15 protein-coding genes are annotated in these 16,483 nt (G+C 70.1%); 6 read left to right on the top strand and 9 right to left on the bottom strand.

Going from position 1 to position 16,483, the window contains the following annotated elements:
* Positions 1-18: 18 nt before the first annotated feature.
* Both OOT46_RS13085 and OOT46_RS13080 read right to left on the bottom strand, forming a co-directional pair.
* Positions 19-1,566, bottom strand: a complete 1,548-nt coding sequence (locus OOT46_RS13085) for a sugar ABC transporter ATP-binding protein (protein WP_265404048.1) — start codon at positions 1,564-1,566, stop codon at positions 19-21.
* A gap of 5 nt (positions 1,567-1,571) precedes the next feature.
* Positions 1,572-2,519, bottom strand: a complete 948-nt coding sequence (locus tag OOT46_RS13080; RefSeq protein ID WP_265404047.1) for a sugar ABC transporter substrate-binding protein — start codon at positions 2,517-2,519, stop codon at positions 1,572-1,574.
* Positions 2,520-2,725: 206 nt separating this feature from the next.
* On the opposite strand from OOT46_RS13080, the gene OOT46_RS13075 reads away from it, so the two are divergent.
* From OOT46_RS13075 to OOT46_RS13065, 3 genes are all read left to right on the top strand, one after another.
* Complete coding sequence (locus tag OOT46_RS13075; protein ID WP_265404046.1) at positions 2,726-3,349, top strand: TetR/AcrR family transcriptional regulator; 624 nt, start codon at positions 2,726-2,728, stop codon at positions 3,347-3,349.
* Positions 3,346-3,825 (top strand): nuclear transport factor 2 family protein, encoded by a 480-nt coding sequence (locus OOT46_RS13070; protein ID WP_265404045.1) that lies wholly within the window; start codon positions 3,346-3,348, stop codon positions 3,823-3,825. Before OOT46_RS13075 ends, OOT46_RS13070 begins: the two co-directional genes overlap by 4 nt.
* Positions 3,826-3,928: 103 nt before the next feature.
* Positions 3,929-4,129, top strand: coding sequence for a hypothetical protein (locus tag OOT46_RS13065; protein ID WP_265404044.1), 201 nt, complete (start codon positions 3,929-3,931; stop codon positions 4,127-4,129).
* A 15-nt stretch (positions 4,130-4,144) separates the two neighbouring features.
* On the opposite strand, the gene OOT46_RS13060 is transcribed toward OOT46_RS13065, so the two are convergent.
* From OOT46_RS13060 to OOT46_RS13040, 5 genes are all read right to left on the bottom strand, one after another.
* Positions 4,145-5,407 (bottom strand): Zn-dependent hydrolase, encoded by a 1,263-nt coding sequence (locus OOT46_RS13060; protein WP_265404043.1) that lies wholly within the window; start codon positions 5,405-5,407, stop codon positions 4,145-4,147.
* A 16-nt stretch (positions 5,408-5,423) separates the two neighbouring features.
* A complete protein-coding gene (hydA, locus tag OOT46_RS13055; RefSeq protein WP_265404042.1) occupies positions 5,424-6,884 on the bottom strand; it encodes a dihydropyrimidinase in 1,461 nt (486 codons plus the stop codon).
* A gap of 23 nt (positions 6,885-6,907) precedes the next feature.
* On the bottom strand, positions 6,908-8,356 hold the full coding sequence (locus tag OOT46_RS13050; protein ID WP_265404041.1) for an NCS1 family nucleobase:cation symporter-1: 1,449 nt from the start codon (positions 8,354-8,356) through the stop codon (positions 6,908-6,910).
* Positions 8,357-8,478: 122 nt separating this feature from the next.
* Positions 8,479-9,786 carry an NAD-dependent dihydropyrimidine dehydrogenase subunit PreA gene (gene preA / locus OOT46_RS13045; RefSeq protein ID WP_265404040.1) on the bottom strand — a complete coding sequence of 436 codons (1,308 nt, stop codon included), beginning with the start codon at positions 9,784-9,786 and terminating at the stop codon, positions 8,479-8,481.
* Positions 9,787-9,812: 26 nt separating this feature from the next.
* Positions 9,813-11,174, bottom strand: a complete 1,362-nt coding sequence (locus tag OOT46_RS13040) for an NAD(P)-dependent oxidoreductase (RefSeq protein ID WP_265404039.1) — start codon at positions 11,172-11,174, stop codon at positions 9,813-9,815.
* Between the two features lie 303 nt (positions 11,175-11,477).
* On the opposite strand from OOT46_RS13040, the gene OOT46_RS13035 reads away from it, so the two are divergent.
* Positions 11,478-12,215: a TetR/AcrR family transcriptional regulator gene (locus tag OOT46_RS13035; RefSeq protein WP_416136186.1), complete on the top strand. Its 738-nt coding sequence runs from the start codon at positions 11,478-11,480 to the stop codon at positions 12,213-12,215.
* Here the strand turns inward: OOT46_RS13035 and ybaL are convergent.
* Complete coding sequence (ybaL, locus tag OOT46_RS13030) at positions 12,172-13,890, bottom strand: YbaL family putative K(+) efflux transporter (protein ID WP_265404037.1); 1,719 nt, start codon at positions 13,888-13,890, stop codon at positions 12,172-12,174. The genes OOT46_RS13035 and ybaL overlap by 44 nt on opposite strands.
* 113 nt (positions 13,891-14,003) lie before the next feature.
* On the opposite strand from ybaL, the gene OOT46_RS13025 reads away from it, so the two are divergent.
* On the top strand, positions 14,004-14,588 hold the full coding sequence (locus tag OOT46_RS13025) for a hemerythrin domain-containing protein (RefSeq protein WP_265404036.1): 585 nt from the start codon (positions 14,004-14,006) through the stop codon (positions 14,586-14,588).
* A 14-nt stretch (positions 14,589-14,602) separates the two neighbouring features.
* Here the strand turns inward: OOT46_RS13025 and OOT46_RS13020 are convergent, their stop codons facing one another.
* Positions 14,603-15,340 (bottom strand): Mut7-C RNAse domain-containing protein, encoded by a 738-nt coding sequence (locus tag OOT46_RS13020; protein ID WP_265404035.1) that lies wholly within the window; start codon positions 15,338-15,340, stop codon positions 14,603-14,605.
* A gap of 128 nt (positions 15,341-15,468) precedes the next feature.
* On the opposite strand from OOT46_RS13020, the gene OOT46_RS13015 reads away from it, so the two are divergent.
* Positions 15,469-16,479, top strand: a complete 1,011-nt coding sequence (locus tag OOT46_RS13015; RefSeq protein ID WP_265404034.1) for an SDR family oxidoreductase — start codon at positions 15,469-15,471, stop codon at positions 16,477-16,479.
* Positions 16,480-16,483: the final 4 nt, after the last annotated feature.

The raw sequence follows: 16,483 nt of genomic DNA, 5'->3' as shown, positions 1-16,483 counted from the left end.
GTGGGTGTGGCGCGCCGTTCAGGCGCGCAGGCGTTCGTTGTGGCCGCGGAAGGCGGCCGCCAGCAGCGACTGCTCGCTCCACTGGCCGCGTTCGAAAATGTCGACCAGTCGGCCCGCGCTCATGACGCCGATGCGGTCGCACATCGCCATCAGCTCGCGCAGGTCGCTGGAGACCATCAGCAGGGCCTTGCCGGCGGCCGCCATGCGGTCGAGTTCCTGGTAGAGGTCGGCGCGCGCGCCGACATCGACGCCGCGGGTCGGTTCATCGAGCAGCAGCACCTCACAGTCGCGCAGCATCCAGCGGGCGAACACCACCTTCTGCTGGTTGCCGCCGCTCAGCGAGCCGACCGGCTGCTCCTCGCTGTGGCAGCGGATGCGCAGGCGGGCGGCCCACTCGCGCGCCAGCTCGCGTTCGCGCTCACGCTGCAGCCAGCCGGCGCGCGACACCACCTCGAGCCGGCTCAGGGAGATGTTGACGCGCACCGACTGCGGCAGCAGCAGGCCCTGCGACTTGCGGTCTTCCGTGATCAGGCCGACACCGGCACGCACGGCCTGTTCCGGGGTGCGCCAGTGCTGCCGCCGTCCGCCCGATTCGCGCCAGACCTCGCCGGCATCGGCACGGTCGGCGCCGAACAGCAGGCGCAGCAACTCGGTGCGGCCGGAGCCGATCAGCCCCGCGATGCCGAAGATTTCGCCGGCGTGCAGATCGAGATCGACCTCGCGCACCGCCCGCCCGCGGCTCAGGGCGCGCGCGCGCAGCCGCACCGGCCCGGCCTCGCGGCGCGGCCGCTGCTCCTCGCTGCGCACCGCGCGGCCCACCATACGTTGCACCAGCTCGGCTTCCTCGACGCCGACCATGGGCCGCAGGTCGACCAGCCGGCCGTCGCGCAGCACCGCGACCCGCTGCGCAATGCGCTGCAATTCCTCCAGCCGGTGCGAGACATACACGAGCGAGACGCCGGCGGCGCGCAGGCGGGCGATCTGCTCGAACAGGCGGTCGGTCTCGCGCGGCGTCAGCATCGCGGTGGGCTCATCCAGCACCAGCACGCGGGTGTCGTCCTGCAGATTGCGTGCGATCTCGACCATCTGCTGGTGGCCGATGCCCAGCCGGGCGACTGGCGTCGTGGGGTCGATGTCGTCCAGTCCGATGCGCTGCAGCTGGCGCTGCGCCAGCGCGTGCAGCTCGCCGCGCCGCACCCAGCCGGCACGGTGGGGCAGGCGGCCGAGCAGCAGGTTCTCGGCCACGCTGAGTGTCGGCACCAGGCCCAGCTCCTGCATCACCAGACGCACGCCCAGGCGCTCCGCATCGCGGCGCGCGGCCGGTGCATAGGCCCGCCCGTCGAGCTGCAGGCTGCCGCGCGTGGGCCTCGCGAGGCCGCACACGATCTTGGCGAGCGTGCTCTTGCCGGCACCGTTCTCGCCGGTCAGCGCCAGCACCTCGCCGCGCTGCAGCGACAGGGAGATGCCTTCGAGCACCGGCTCGGCGTAGTCCTTGCCGATGCCCTGCAGGCTCAGCACCGCGCGGCTCGCCGCATCGGAGGGCGGGGCGCTGGCGGACGCCGGCACGGGCTTCACTTCTTCGTGACCACCACCACGTCGGTCTTGATCTCGGCCGGCATGCCGGACTGCGGGGTCTTGTCGGTCAGGGCCTTGAGCGCGGTCTCGATGCCGAACACCGCCTGCTTGGCGGCGAACTGGTCCGCGGTCGCCAGCACCCGGCCGTCGTTGAGCATGGGCTTGATCGCGTTGATGTTGTCGTAGCCGACCACCATCACCTTGCCGGCCTTGCCCGCCGCCTTGACGGCGGCCACCGCGCCCAGCGCCATGTTGTCGTTGCCGGCCAGCAGGGCGCGCAGGTCGGGGTGCTCGCGCAGCATGCCGGCCGCGACCGTGTTGCCCTTGTTGATCTCCCACTGGCCCGACTGCACGCCGACCACGGTGGCGCCGGCGGCCTTCATCGCGTCCTGGAAGCCGAGCGTGCGCTGCTGCGCGTTGACCGTGGTCGAGACGCCTTCGATGATGCCCACCTTGTCGCCGGGCTTCAGGCTCTTGGCCAGGTGCTCCCCGACCATCCTCGCGCCGGCGCGGTTGTCGGGGCCGACGAAGGGCACCTGGATGCCCTTTTCCTGCAGCGCCGCGGCATCGAAGCGGTTGTCGATGTTGACCACCACGATGCCCTTGTCGATGGCCTGCTTGACGACCGGCGCCAGCGCCTTGGAATCGGCCGGCGCGATGACCAGCGCATCGACCTTGCGGGCGATCATCTGCTCGACGATCTTGATCTGCGCCGCGGTGTCCGTCTCGTCCTTGATGCCGTTGGCGATCAGCCGGTATTTCGTCGCGTTGGCCTTCTGGTGCGCCTTCGCACCGTCCTCCATGGTGCGGAAGAACTCGTTGGCCAGCGACTTCATCACCAGCGCCACCTGGGGCGGCTCGGCGGCCAGGGCAGGGGCGCTGTACAGGCTGCCGAGCAGGGCAGCGGCCGCGGCGGCTTGCAGGGTGCGACGGGTCAGGGTCATGGCGGGTCTCCTGTCGAGTGAAGGGTGGCACCCGGTGGCAATGGGCCGACGCAAAGGCCGGGCACCAGGCCCCGGAAGCTCGTAGTGCGGCGATCATAGGCAAGGCAAACGTTTGCGCAATCGTTTGCTACCTCGGATTTACCCTTGCTGCACGTTTCCTCCATACGATCGTTGACCAAGTAGAACGATCGTTCTACCATGCCGTCATGACGCCCAGTCCCCAACTCAAGGCCCAGGTGCTGCGCACCGCCGAAGCCCTCATCTACGCGCACGGCGTGCATGCCGTCGGGATGGACACCATCGTGCGGCTCTCGGGCGTGCCACGGCGCAGCATCTACAAGCACTTCGGCTCCAAGGAGGGCCTGGTCGAACAGGTGCTGCAGCAGCGCCACCTGCGCTGGATGGCCTGGCTGGACGACGAAGTCAGGCGTCAGACCAGCGATCCGCGTGAGCGGCTGCTGGTGATGTTCGACGTGCTGTACCGCTGGTTCACCGCCGAGGACTTCCACGGTTGCGCTTTTCTCAATGTCACCGGCCAATACGCCGACCCCGGCGAAGCGGCCCGCGTGATTGCGCGCGAGCACAAGGCCGCGCTGCTGGGCTGGCTGGAGTCCGCCTGCGCGGCGGCCGGGCTGTGGCCGGCGTCGGGCTGGGCGCGTCGTTTCCTGGTGCTGGTCGACGGCGCCATCGCGGTGGCGAGCGTCACGGGCGGCCCGGGTGCCGCGCTCGATGCCAAGGACATGGCGGCCCAGCTGCTGCGCTGCGCCGGTCCGGCGACTTGCCTGCCACCATCCCCACCCTCCTCACCTTCACCGGAGACCGAGCCATGACCCAGCCTTCCGGCGCCCGTCCGCCGCTGCCACCGTTCACCCTGGAGACCGCCGTGCAGAAGGTGCGCCTCGCCGAAGACGCCTGGAACACCCGCGATCCGCAGCGTGTCGCGCTGGCCTATACGCCGGACAGCCGCTGGCGCAATCGGGCCGAGTTTCTCGAAGGGCGCGACGCGATCGAGCAGTTCCTGGCCCGCAAGTGGGCCCGCGAACTGGACTACCGCCTCATCAAGGAGCTCTGGGCCCACGACGGGCATCGCATCGCGGTGCGCTTCGCCTACGAGTGGCACGACGATTCCGGCCACTGGTACCGCTCCTACGGCAACGAAAACTGGGAGTTCGACGCAGCAGGCCTGATGAGCCGGCGGCATGCCTCGATCAACGACCTGCCGATCGCGGAAGGGCAGCGTCTGTTCCGTTGGCCGAGCGGCCGCCGTCCGGACGCGCACCCCGGCTTGAGTCACCTGGGACTTTGAACAGGCGTAGGAGGTTTCTGACAGGTGTGACAGCCCCTGGTGAAGCGCGGTGACGGCCGGCTTGCCCTACGATGCCCTGAACGTTTTCAACAGGGAGACCGGAATGGATGCGATCGAACTCACCCAGATGACCGACTGGATCGAACGCTGCGCCACGCGCCTGCAGGCCCGCACCGAGGCCGACGACCGCCAGGGCGCGGTCGAATGGGCCACCGCCGCCTGGGAAGAATACGGCGGCTCGCACTGTCCCGAGCGGGCCGCCGAGGCCCTCGCCGTCGCCTGCAGCGGCGGCTGCGCCTGGTAGGAAGCCGGGCGCCCCTCAGCCCGCCACCCCTGCCCGCTCCAGCATCGCGTGCAGCAGCACGTTGGCGCCCGCCGTGATGTGCTCGGGTGTCGCCGACTCGATTTCGTTGTGGCTGATGCCGTCCTTGCACGGGATGAAAATCATGCCGGCCGGCGCCCGTCGCGCGACGTAGACCGCGTCGTGCCCCGCGCCCGAGACGGTGTCCATGTGCAGGTAGCCGAGTTTGTCGGTGGCGCGCCGCACCGCCGCGACGCAGTCGGCATGGAAGGGCACCGCGGGGTAGTGCGAGACCTGCTCGATGGCGATGTCGAGCTTGCTCTCGCCCGCGAGCAGCGCGGCCAAGTCGCGCAACTCGGCGTCCATGCGGTCGAGCCGTTCGTTGCTGACATGGCGCAGGTCGATCGAGAACCTCACGCGCCCGGGGATCACGTTGCGGCTGTTGGGGTGGACCTGCACCATGCCCACCGTGCCGCGGCCGTGCGGCGCATGGCGATGGGCCAGCGCGACGACCTCCTGCATCAGCCGGGTCGAGACCTGCAGCGCATCGCGGCGCAGCGGCATCGGGGTCGGGCCGGCATGCGCCTCCATGCCGGTGACGGTGCAGTCGTACCAGCGGATGCCCAGCACCGCATCGACCACGCCTATCGTCTTGCCGTGGTCCTCCAGCACCGGGCCCTGCTCGATGTGGGTCTCGAAATAGGCCGCCACCGGGTGGTCGCCCGGCACCTGCTCGCCGGCATAGCCGATGCGGCGCAGCTCCTCCTCGACACTCTTGCCCTCGATGTCGCGCGCCGCGTAGGCGTGTTCCAGCGGAAAGGCCCCCGCGAACACACCCGAGCCCATCATCACCGGGACAAAACGCGAGCCTTCCTCGTTGGTCCAGAAGGCCACCTCGATCGGCGCCTCGGTCCGGATGCCGCGGTCGTTCAAGGTGCGCACCACCTCCAGCCCGGCCAGCACGCCGTAGTTGCCATCGAACTTGCCCCCGGTGGGCTGGGTGTCGATATGGCTGCCCGTCATCACCGGCGGCAGGCTGTCGTTGCGCCCCGGACGGCGCATGAAGACATTGCCGATGCGGTCGACCGTGATGGCCAGCCCGGCGTCGCGGGCCCAGCCCACCACCAGGTCGCGGCCCTGGCGATCGAGTTCGGTCAGTGCCAGGCGGCAGACGCCGCCCCTGGGTGTCGCGCCGATGGTCGCCAGCTCCATCAGGGCGCCCCAGAGCCGGTTGCCGTCGATGCGCAGCGTGTCGATGTCCTGAGTCACTCGCGTGTCCATGTCGTCTCCTTCTGGCTCAGGCTGCCGGGCGCACGACCGCGCTCGGAGCCAGGTCCTGGTTGCGGCGCAGCGCCGCCTCGAAGTGCGGGCCGAACGCCGGCCGCTTGAGATAGCGGCCGCCGCCCTGGCGCGCGCGCAGGTCGCCGTCAGCCCACACGACCTCGCCGCGGCTCAAGGTGTGGCTGGGCACGCCGCGCACCGTGCGACCCTCGAAGAGGTTGAAGTCGCCCTTCGAATGCTGGGTGCGGGCCGAGAGTGTCTTGCTGCCCTGCGGGTCCCACAGCACGATGTCGGCATCGCTGCCGGCGGCGATCAGCCCCTTGCGTGGGTAGAGGTTGAAGATCCGCGCCGCATGGGCCGAGGTCACCGCGACGAACTCGCTGCGTGTCAGCCGTCCGGTGTTGACCCCGGCATCCCACAGCACCGCCAAACGCTCCTCGATGCCGCCGCAGCCGTTGGGGATCTTGCTGAAGTCCTGTCGGCCGATCGCCTTCTGCGCGGCGCAGAAGCTGCAGTGGTCGGTCGCCGTGGTGTGCAGCTGGCCCGACTGCAAACCGCGCCACAGCATCTCCTGGTGGCCCCTGGGTCGGAAGGGCGGGCTCATCACGTGCGCGGCCGCGATCGCGAAATCGGGGTGGCGGTAGACGCTGTCGTCGATCAACAGGTGGCCCGCCAGCACCTCGCCATACACGCGCTGGCCGCGCGCGCGGGCCCGCGCGATGGCCTCGGCGGCCTCGATGCAAGAGACGTGCACGATGTAGATCGGCACGCCCAACACCTCGGCGATCGCAATGGCGCGGTTGGCCGCCTCGCCCTCTACCATGGGCGGGCGCGCGAGCGGATGGCCCTCGGGGCCGGTGATGCCCATGCGGGCCACCTCCTGCTGCAGCAGGTAGACGAGCTCGCCGTTCTCGGCGTGCACGGTCGGCATCGCGCCCAGCTCCAGCGCGCGCCGGAAGCTGTTCACCAGCGTCTCGTCGTCGCACATGATGGCGTTCTTGTAGGCCATGAAGTGCTTGAAGCTGTTGACGCCTTCCTCCTGCACCAGGGTGCCCATGTCGCGGTGCACGCTCTCGCCCCACCAGGTGACGGCGACGTGGAAGCTGTAGTCGGCCGCCGCCTTCTCGGCCCAGCCGCGCCAGGTGCGGTAGGCCTCCATCAGCGGCTGCTGCGGGTTGGGAATGACGAAGTCGATGATGGTGGTCGTGCCGCCGGCCAGACCCGCCGCCGTGCCGGTGTAGAAGTCGTCCATCGTCACGGTGCCCATGAAGGGCAGCTGCATGTGGGTGTGCGGGTCGATGCCGCCGGGCAGCAGGTACTGGCCGGAGGCGTCGAGCCGCTGTGCGCCGGCCGGGGCCAGCCCGGCCGCGTCGTCGCCGACTGCAACGATCAGGCCGCCCGCGCACAGCACGTCGGCCTTGAACTCGCGGTCGGCATTGACGACCGTGCCGCCCTGGATCAGACAGGCAGTGTTCATGACAGTCTCCTCTCTGGTGAGGGTCAGCGGCGCGGTGCCGCGACCCGGTAGTAGCCGCCCGCCACCGCCAGACTGAAGAACCAGCCGAAGTCGAACAGCGAGAGCAGCAGCGGCGGGACGCTGTGCTTGTCGACCACGCCGGAAACGGCCAGGTAGCCGGGCAGGCAGGGCAGCACGCCGATCACGAAGGCGATCACGGCCTGCGGGTTCCAGCCCTTGCGGTACTCGTACTCGCCGCCGCGACGGTAGAGGTCGCGCAGGTTCAGCTCGGTCTTGCGCAGCAGGTAGTAGTCGACGAGCAGGATGCCGGCGATGGCGCCCAGCAAGGTGCCGTAGCCGCCCAGCCAGGTGAACAGGTAGCCGCCCGAGGTCGCGAGCAGCTTCCAGGGCAGGAACAGCAGCCCGAGGCCGGCGGCGATCAGCCCGCCGGTGCGGAAGCTGATGCGGCCGGGCGCGAGCTGCGAGAAGTCATAGGACGGCGACACCAGGTTGGCGGCCACATTGGTCGTCAGATTGGCCAGCAGGATCACCACCAGCCCGAGGCCCGCGGCCACCGGGCCCATCTGCGTCAGCAGGCCGTCGGGGAACAGCTGGGCCTTGCCGTAGAGGATCTGCGAGACCGAAAACCCGATCACGCCGACCAGCGAGAACAGCGCCATTGGCAGCGGCAGCCCGATCGCCTGGCCGATCACCTGGTCGCGTTGCGACCTGGCGAAACGGGTGAAGTCGGGGATGTTGAGCGCCAGCGTGGCCCAGAAGCCGACCAGCCCGGTCAGCGCGGCCCAGGTCCTGGGCCCGCCTTCGACCACCTTGGCGGGCAGCTGGAAGATCTGCGCCGGCGAGACTGTGACGAAGGCCCAGGCGACCAGCGCGACCGAGGCGACGATCATCAGCGGCGCGGCCACCACCTCGAGCACCCGCACCGACTCCAGCCCCTTCCAGATGAAGCCCAGGTGCAAGGCCCAGAAGGCCAGGAAGCAGACGAACTGGGAGTCGCTGATGGTCTCGCCCGCGGCGGGCGCAGCCAGCCCCATGCCCAGCGTGTTGAGCAGCCCGTGCAGCGCCAGGCCGCCGAAATAGCAGTTGATCGAGAACCAGCCGCAGGCCACCAGCCCGCGCAGCACGGCGGGCAGGCTGGCGCCCTTGACGCCGAAGGAGGCCCTAGCAAGCACCGGGAAGGGGATGCCGTGTTTCGTCCCGGCCCGACCGATCAGCAGCATCGGCACCAGCACGATGCAGTTGGCGACGAAGACCAGCCAGATCGCCATCTGCCAGCTGAAACCCTGGTCAAGCATGGAGCTCGCCATCGTGTAGGTGGGCACGCAGATCACCATGCCGACCCACAGCGCGGCGTAGTCCTTCCAGCGCCAGTGGCGCTGGGCTTCCGACGTGGGCACGAGGTCGGCGTTGGCGAGCGCGTCGTTGCCGCCCTCGGCCAGCGGGGGGACCGGCGAGGTGTAGGAAGGGTTCATGCCGTTTCTCCTGAGTGGGGCGAAGGGGGGCGGAGCACCGGCCACGGCCGGATCCGCCCGGGGGCACTGCAAGCTGCGGGCCATTGGCCCGCGGGCAGGGCCCCGGCCCGCGGTGGAAGGGTTCAAGCCTGCGCGAAGCGCATCGGGTTGTGGGCGTGGGTGGTCCAGTTGGCATAGCGGCCGGTGACCACCGCGCCGGTGCGGCGGTCCACTTCGCCGGGCGCCAGGCTGCGCATCGTGATGCACCCGGGCACCGGGCAGATCGAGACGCACAGGTTGCAGCCCACGCAGTCCTCCTCCCTGACCTCGAAGTGGCGCCGGCCGTCGCGGCTCGCGCTGATGGCCTGGTGCGCGGTGTCCTCGCAGGCCACATGGCAGCGTCCGCACCGGATGCACAGGTCCTGGTCGATGACGGCCTTGTCGACATGGTTCAGGTTCAGCTGCTGCCAATCGGTCACGCTGGGCACTGCGCGGCCCTGCAGCTCGGCGACGTTCGCGTAACCATGGCTGTCCATGAAGTTGGACAGGCCGCTGGCCAGGTCCTGCACGATGCGGAAGCCATAGACCATGGCCGCGGTGCACACCTGCACCGTGCCGCAGCCCAGCGAGATGAACTCGGCCGCGTCGCGCCAGGTGGTAATGCCGCCGATGCCCGAGATCGGCAGGCCCGCGGTCTCGGCGTCGCGGGCGATCTCGGCCACCATGTTGAGCGCGATGGGCTTGACCGCCGGGCCGCAGTAGCCGCCGTGCGAGCCTTGCCCGTCGGTGCTGGGTGTCATCGTCATGCGCTCCAGGTCCACGCCCATCACCGAGTTGATCGTGTTGATCAGCGACACGGCATCGGCGCCGCCGCGCCTTGCCGCGCGGGCCGGCTGGCGCACGTCGGTGATGTTCGGCGTCAGCTTGACGATCACCGGCAGCCGCGAATAGTGCTTGCACCATTCGGTGACCCTCTGGACGTACTCCGGCACCTGCCCGACCGCGGCGCCCATGCCGCGCTCGCTCATGCCATGCGGGCAGCCGAAGTTGAGCTCGACCGCGTCGGCGCCGGTGTCCTCGACCCTGGGCAGGATGCGCTTCCAGGCCGCCTCTTCGCAGGGCACCATCAGCGAGGCCACCATCGCGCGGTCGGGCCAGTCGCGTTTCACTTGGGCGATCTCGTCGAGGTTGAGCTGCAGCGGCCGGTCGGTGATCAGCTCGATGTTGTTGAGGCCGATCACGCGCCGGTCCTGCGACAGCAGGGTGCTATAGCGAGGGCCGCTGACGTTGACCACCGGCGGGTCCTCGCCCAGGGTCTTCCAGACCACGCCGCCCCAGCCGGCTTCGAAGGCGCGCACGACGTTGTAGGCCTTGTCGGTCGGCGGCGCGGAGGCCAGCCAGAAGGGGTTGGGGCTCTTGATGCCCAGGAAGTGGCTGCTCAGGTCGGCCATGACGGGCTCCTCGGGTTGGCTGGGTATCAGGCGCTTAGCGCACGGTCGATCGACAGGGCGGCCTGCTTGCCGTGCTCGACCGCTTCCACCGTCAGGTCGCGGCCGCCGTGGCGGCAATCGCCGCCAGCCCACACGCGGGCCAGCGAGGTGCGGCCCTCGGCGTCGGTCAGGATGCGGCCGGCACGCAGCTCGAGCGCGGGTGCGGCGCACTCGGCTTCGCAGCGCTGCCCGATGGCTTTGAGCACCATGTCGGCCGGCAGCACGAAGGTCTCGCCGGTCTCGCCGAGCCGCTCGCCTTCGGCGCGCGTGCGGGTGAAACACACGCCACGCAGCCGGCCGTCCTCGGTCAGGAGGTCGCGCGGTGTCGCCCAGTGGTGGATGTGCACGCCGTTGCCCTGCGCCCAGTGCTGCTCGTACGCCGAAGCTCCCATGTCGGCGGGCCCGCGCCGGTAGACGATGTGCACCTCGCGCGCGCCCAGCTTGCGGGCCTGCACTGCCGCGTCCACCGCGGTCATGCCGCCGCCGATCACCACCACCTGGCGGCCGACCGCGACCTCGGCCGGGTGGGCCGCCTGGCGCAGCTCGGCGATGAAGTCCACGGCGTCGCGCACACCCTCCAGGGCCGGCTCGGCGATCCCGAGCGCATTGACGCCCGACAGGCCGAGGCCCAGGAAGACCGCGTCGTGGCTCTCGACGAGCGCCTGCAGCGTGAAATTGCGCCCCAAGGCCTGTCCGGCGCGCACCTCGATGCCGCCGATGGACAGCAGCCACTCGATCTCCTTGCGGGCGAAGCCTCCGGTGGTCTTGTAGGTCGCGAGGCCGTATTCGTTCAGCCCGCCCAGCCGCGGCCGCGCGTCGTAGAGCACCACCGCGTGGCCCAGCACCGCGAGCCGGTGCGCTGCCGACAGGCCGGCCGGGCCGGCCCCCACCACCGCGACACGCCGGCCGGTCGGCGCCGCGCGGGTGAACAGCGGCGCGCCGGGGTTCGCAAAATAGGCGTCGGTGGCATGCCGCTGCAGCAAGCCGATCTCCACCGGCTTGCCCTCGTGCACGCTGCGCACGCAGGCCTGCTCGCAGAGCATCTCGGTCGGACACACGCGGGCACACAGGCCGCCCAGCACATTGGCCTCCAGGATGGTCTGCGCCGCACCGCGCAGGTTGTCCTGGACGATACGCTGGATGAAGGTGGGCACGTCGATGCCGGTCGGGCAGGCGGCGGTGCAGGGGGCGTCATAGCAGTAATAGCAGCGTTCGGCCTCGATCACCGCCTGGGCCCGGGTCAGCGGGGGGTGGGCGTCTGCGAAGTTGCGCTGATAGTCGTCGGCGCTCAGCCGGCCGGCCAGTAGGCCGGCCGCATCGACGCCCAAGGGCGCGGTGGGCATGTCCATCGTGGGCTCCGTGTCGTGGGGAGGGGAACGGCGGGGGCCGGACTCAGCGGCGTGTCGGGGGCGGGGCGCCGCCGTGAAGCTCCGCAAGGGCGTCGCCCCCGCAGGAGGCGGGCAGGATCGGTCGCTCGTCAGGCTCGTTCATCGCTGCCTTTCTTTGGAGCGCGGCAGGGCGGGGAGCCCACCGGCGCGGTGCACGCTGCACCAAACTTACTCGCTGGTAAAGTTTTACCACCTGGTAATTTCCCGGGTACGCAAGTTCTTTGCCAACGGCGCGCCGACACGGCGACGGCGACAATGGCCGGCATGAGCACTCCCATCCGCCGACGGCCGGGCAGCACCGAGCGGCCCGCACCACGTCGCCGCCGCGCCGCGGCCGCCCCGACGGCCGAATCCGAGGTCGCGGCGACCGAACCGACCGCAGCCCGTCCTCCGCGCGCCTCACGCCTGCGCAAGGAACAGGAGATCCTGCGCGAGGCCGAGCGCCAGTTCGCCCAGTTCGGTTTCGAAGGGGCCTCGCTCGAGAGCATCGGTGCGGCGCTGGGCATCAGCCGCCACAATTTGCTCTATTACTTCCCCAGCAAGGAACTGCTCTATCGACGGGTGCTCGACGACGTGATGGCGTGGTGGCTGGACGGCATGGGAGCGATCGCCGACAGCGAGGATCCCGAGGCGGCGCTGTGCGATTACATCCGCGCCAAGATGCGCTTCTCGCGCGAACGGCCGAGTGGCTCGCAGGTCTTCACGAAGGAGGTGATCGCCGGTGCGCCGCGCTACGGCGACGCCATCGCAGCCCAGGTGGGGCCGCCGCTGAAGGCCGACGTCAAGGCCTTCGAACGCTGGGCCCGCCAGGGCCGCATCGGGCGGGTCGACTTCACCCACCTGATGTTCGTGATCTGGTCGGTCACGCAGGCCTATGCCGACCTCGCGCCGCAGTTCGCGCTGCTGTTGGGCAAGCCGGCGCTGGAAGACAAGGACTATGCCGCCGCCGAGCGGCTGATCATGCAGCTGGTGCTCGGGGGGCTGCGCCCGAAGCCGGCGTGAGGCGGCCGGTCACGTCTTCCACCAGGACCCATTCGGCCATCTCCTGGGCCAGCTGGGCCTCGGCCAGGATGACGCGGTCGGCGCCGTGCTCGTGCAGATGGCGTGCGCCGCTGTCCGAGTGCGCGCGGGCGACGACACGCAGGCCGGCGTGGGCCTGTCGGGCGCTGTGCACCACTTCCGCCGCCTCGAAGGCATTGGGGATCGCCACCACCAGCCGGCTGGCCCGGGCGATGCCGGCCTGCTCCAGCAAAGCGGGCCGGGCGCCGTTGCCGCACAGCACTTCGTAGCCTTGCGAGCGCAGCTCGCGCACCACCTCCAGGCGGTCTTCGATCACCACCAGCGGGTGGCCCGACTCGCGCAGCCGACGGGCGATGCGCGAGCCGACCCGGCCGTGGCCCACCAGCACGGTGTGGCCGCTCAGCCCGCTGCGCGCCGGGTTGTCGGCGGCGGCCTCCGAGTCCTGCACCCCCGAGCGTCGCTCGGCGCGCCGGGCCAGGCCTGCCAAAGCGGCGAAGATCAGCGGGTTGAAGAGGATGGACAGGATCGCACCGGCCAGGATGAGGTCGCGCGCGTCCTCCGGCATCAGCTTCAGCGAGATGGCCAGGCCGCCCAGGATGAAGGAGAACTCGCCGATCTGGGCCAGGCTGGCCGAGATGGTCAGCGCGGTGGTGGTCGGATGCCGGAAGGCCTTGACGATGGCAAAGGCGATCAGCGACTTGCCGGCGACGATGACGGCGAAAACCGCCAGCACCGCGAGCGGCTCGCGCACGAACACCCGCGGGTCGAGCAGCATGCCGATCGAGACAAAAAACAGCACCGCGAAGGCGTCACGCAGCGGCACGGTTTCCTCGGCCGCTTCGTGGCTGAGTTCCGACTCGCCCAGCACCATCCCTGCGAAAAACGCGCCGAGTGCGAAGGACACGCCGAACAGCGAGGCCGCGCCGAAGGCGATGCCCAGGGCCACGGCGAGCACAGCCAGGCGGAACAACTCCTTGGAGCCGCTTTCGGCCACGCGGTCCAGCAGCCAGGGAATGAAGCGGCGCCCCACCACCAGCATCAGTGCCACGAAGGCCGAGACCTTGCCCAGGGTCAGTCCCAGTGTGATGAACAGGCTGCCCGTCGAGGGCTGGGCGGCCGATCCGCCGGGCAGCAGCAGCGGCGTGGCCGCCGGCAGCAGCACCAGGGTCAGCACCATCACCAGATCTTCGACCACCAGCCAGCCGATTGCGATGTGGCCCCGATCGCTGTCCACCAGATCGCGCTCCTGCAGGGCACGCAGCAGCACCACCGTGCTGGCGACCGACAGGCACAGCCCGAACACGAGGCCCGCCACGTGCGACCAGCCGAGCCAGCGTCCGATGCCCCAGCCCATGGCGGTGGCGGCCGCGATCTGCGCCAGCGCACCGGGAATCGCAATGCGCCGCACCGACAGCAGGTCGCGCAGCGAGAAGTGCAGACCGACACCGAACATCAACAGGATCACGCCGAGTTCGGCCAGTTCGTTGGCGATGTCCTGATCGGCGACGAAACCGGGGGTGAAGGGGCCGGCTGCGACGCCGGCGAGCAGGTAGCCGACCAACGGCGGTAGGCGCAGGCGCTGGGCCACCGTTCCAAGCAGGAAGGCCAGGCACAGGCCGCCTACCAGGGTGGCGAGAAGAGGGGTGGAATGCGGCATGCAGGTGCGCAGCAAGCACTGTTCCCGGCGTCCTGGGGAGCCGGGCGGGGAACGCGGGTTGCTGAACAAGGGCTCCTCCTCCCACAACCTTTACTTCATCAAGGAGCCCCCCGATGACCACCATGCTGAACAAGCTCTCGCCCAGCATCACGCGGATGATCCGCATGGACCACACCCATGTGCTGGCCACCTTCCACCGCTTCACGGCCGACACCCCGGCCGACAGGAAGCAGGCCATCGTCAACACCGTCTGCCTGGCGCTGGAGATCCACGCCCAGCTCGAGGAAGAGATCTTCTACCCGGCGCTGCGCAGCGTGGCGACCGACGAGGCCGTGCTTGCCAAGAGCAAACCCGAGCACGACGAGATGCGCCGCCTGATCGGCGAGCTGCGCAGCCTGCAGCCCGGCGATGCCGCCTTCGACAGCACCTTCCAGCAGCTGATGCGCGACGTGATGCACCACGTGGCGGACGAGGAAACCGTGCTGCTGCCCGCCGCCGAGCGGCTGCTGAAGGACCGCCTGGGCGAGCTGGGCGCACAGATGACCAAGCGCCGCCTGCAGCTCGCGGCGCCGCACACCGGCGAGATTGCCAGCAACACCGCGCGCGCCATGCCGGCCTCCACGATGGTGATGGCCGCCGGCGGCCTGCTGGCCGGCGGCCTGCTGTTGAAGAAGGCCCTCGAGCTGCGCCGTCACTGAGCCGGGACGGCGCTTCAGGCGCCGCCGCCGGCCGGCTTCCCGAGGGCAGCCCGCAGGCGCTGCCAGTGCAAGCCGCGCCAGTAGACGCGCTCGCAATCCGGGCAGCGCCAGAACTCGTCGAAGTCGGCCAAGGTGCGTGGCAGCAGCCGGTCGGCCACGGCTTCCTTGGCGGCCGGCGCCAGCGGCGTGTTGCACAGCAGGCAGCGGCTGGCCCGCGGCGCGCGGGCGTCGAGCCGCAGCCGTGCCACCAGCTCGCGCAGCTGCTCGAGCGGCTCGATGGCCCGCAGGTAGCAGCCGTGCACGACGTCGCGGTGCATCAGCAGGTCGCGGTCGCGCGTCAGCACGGTGCGGTCCTCGGCCCGCGCCAGCGCAGCGAGCTCGGCATCCGGCCAGTCGTTGCGGTAGAGCGTGTCGTAGCCGGCGAAACGCAGGTAGCGCGCCAGCCGGCCCAGGTGGGCGTCGGCGATGAAACGCCGCGGTGGCACATCGGCCAGGCCGACGGCCGGCACCGGCCCCAACGTCTGCCAGGCCGGGTAGACGGCGACGCGCCCGCCGTCCCCGAGGGGGCGGTGCTGCAGGCCCACCGGCACGCCGTCGAGCAGCACCAGGCCGACTTCCGTGTGCGGCACACCCAGCGACTCGATCGCGTGTTTCAGGCTTTCGTGAGGCGCCACGGCATGCGTGAAGCTGCGGCCGCGCCGCGGAAGTGGAAGGAAGTCGTTCAGCTCTGCATAAAAGCGGAAATCGCTCATGAGGTGCACCTCGCTGGCCGGGTACGGGCGGTGCCCCTCCTGCAGGGCGGGCGGTACATCGCTTGCTGAAAAGACGGTGAACCCGGGCGGCGCGCGGACGCCGGCCATTCATCGTAAAGGAGCTAATGATGGCCCAGACTCAAGGCCGACATGCGAACAAGCAGGATGCCGAAGCGGTGGCGGCGCGCCAGCGCGCGCTGCAGGACGCACAGGACGAACTCGACCAGGAGCAGCAGGCCTCGGGCGGCAAGTCCGAGCGCAAGCCGGTGCAGGCCGGCGCGCGGGAGCAGCCCGGCAACCCGCTGCCGGCGCAGCACCTGGAGAAACCGGGCCTGGAGCAGGACCTGCAGCTCAGCCCCAGGTTCACCGCGCCCGACTACCAGGGCAGCAACAAGCTGCTCGACAAGGTCGCGCTGATCACCGGCGGCGACTCCGGCATCGGCCGGGCGGTCGCGGTGCTGTATGCGCGCGAGGGGGCCGACGTGGCCATCGCCTATCTCAACGAGCACGAGGACGCGGAGGAAACCAGACGCCACGTCGAGAAGGAAGGCCGCCGCTGCCTGCTGATCCCGGGCGACGTGAAGGACCCGGCCTACTGCAGGCAGGCGGTCGAGCGCACCGTCAAGGAACTGGGCAAGCTCGACATCCTGGTCAACAACGCCGCCTTCCAGGAGCACGCGCAGTCGCTGGAGGACATCACCGAGGAGCGCTTCGACGAGACGCTGCGCACCAATGTGTACGGCTACTTCCACATGGCCAAGGCGGCGATCCCGCACCTGAAACAAGGCTCCGCGATCATCAACACCGGCTCGGTCGTCGGGCTCGAGGGCAGCGGCCGGCTGCTGGACTACTCGACCACCAAGGGCGCCATCCACGCCTTCACCAAGTCGCTGGCGCAGAACCTCGTCGAGAAGGGCATCCGCGTCAATGCGGTCGCCCCCGGCCCGGTCTGGACGCCGTTGAACCCGGCCGACTCGCCGGCGGAGAAGGTCCAGGACTTCGGCAAGCAGACCGACATGAAACGCGCCGCCCAGCCCGAGGAACTGTCGCCCGCCTATGTGTTCCTGGCCGCGCCGGTGTGCTCGGGCTATATCACCGGCATCGTGCTGCCGGTGACGGGCAGCGTCGGCGCGATCTGAACCC

Source organism: Aquabacterium sp. A7-Y (assembly GCF_026153205.1).
Lineage (GTDB): Bacteria > Pseudomonadota > Gammaproteobacteria > Burkholderiales > Burkholderiaceae_C > Caldimonas.
The sequence above is the reverse complement of the archived record's forward strand: the minus strand, read 5'-3'. Positions and strand labels throughout refer to the sequence as shown.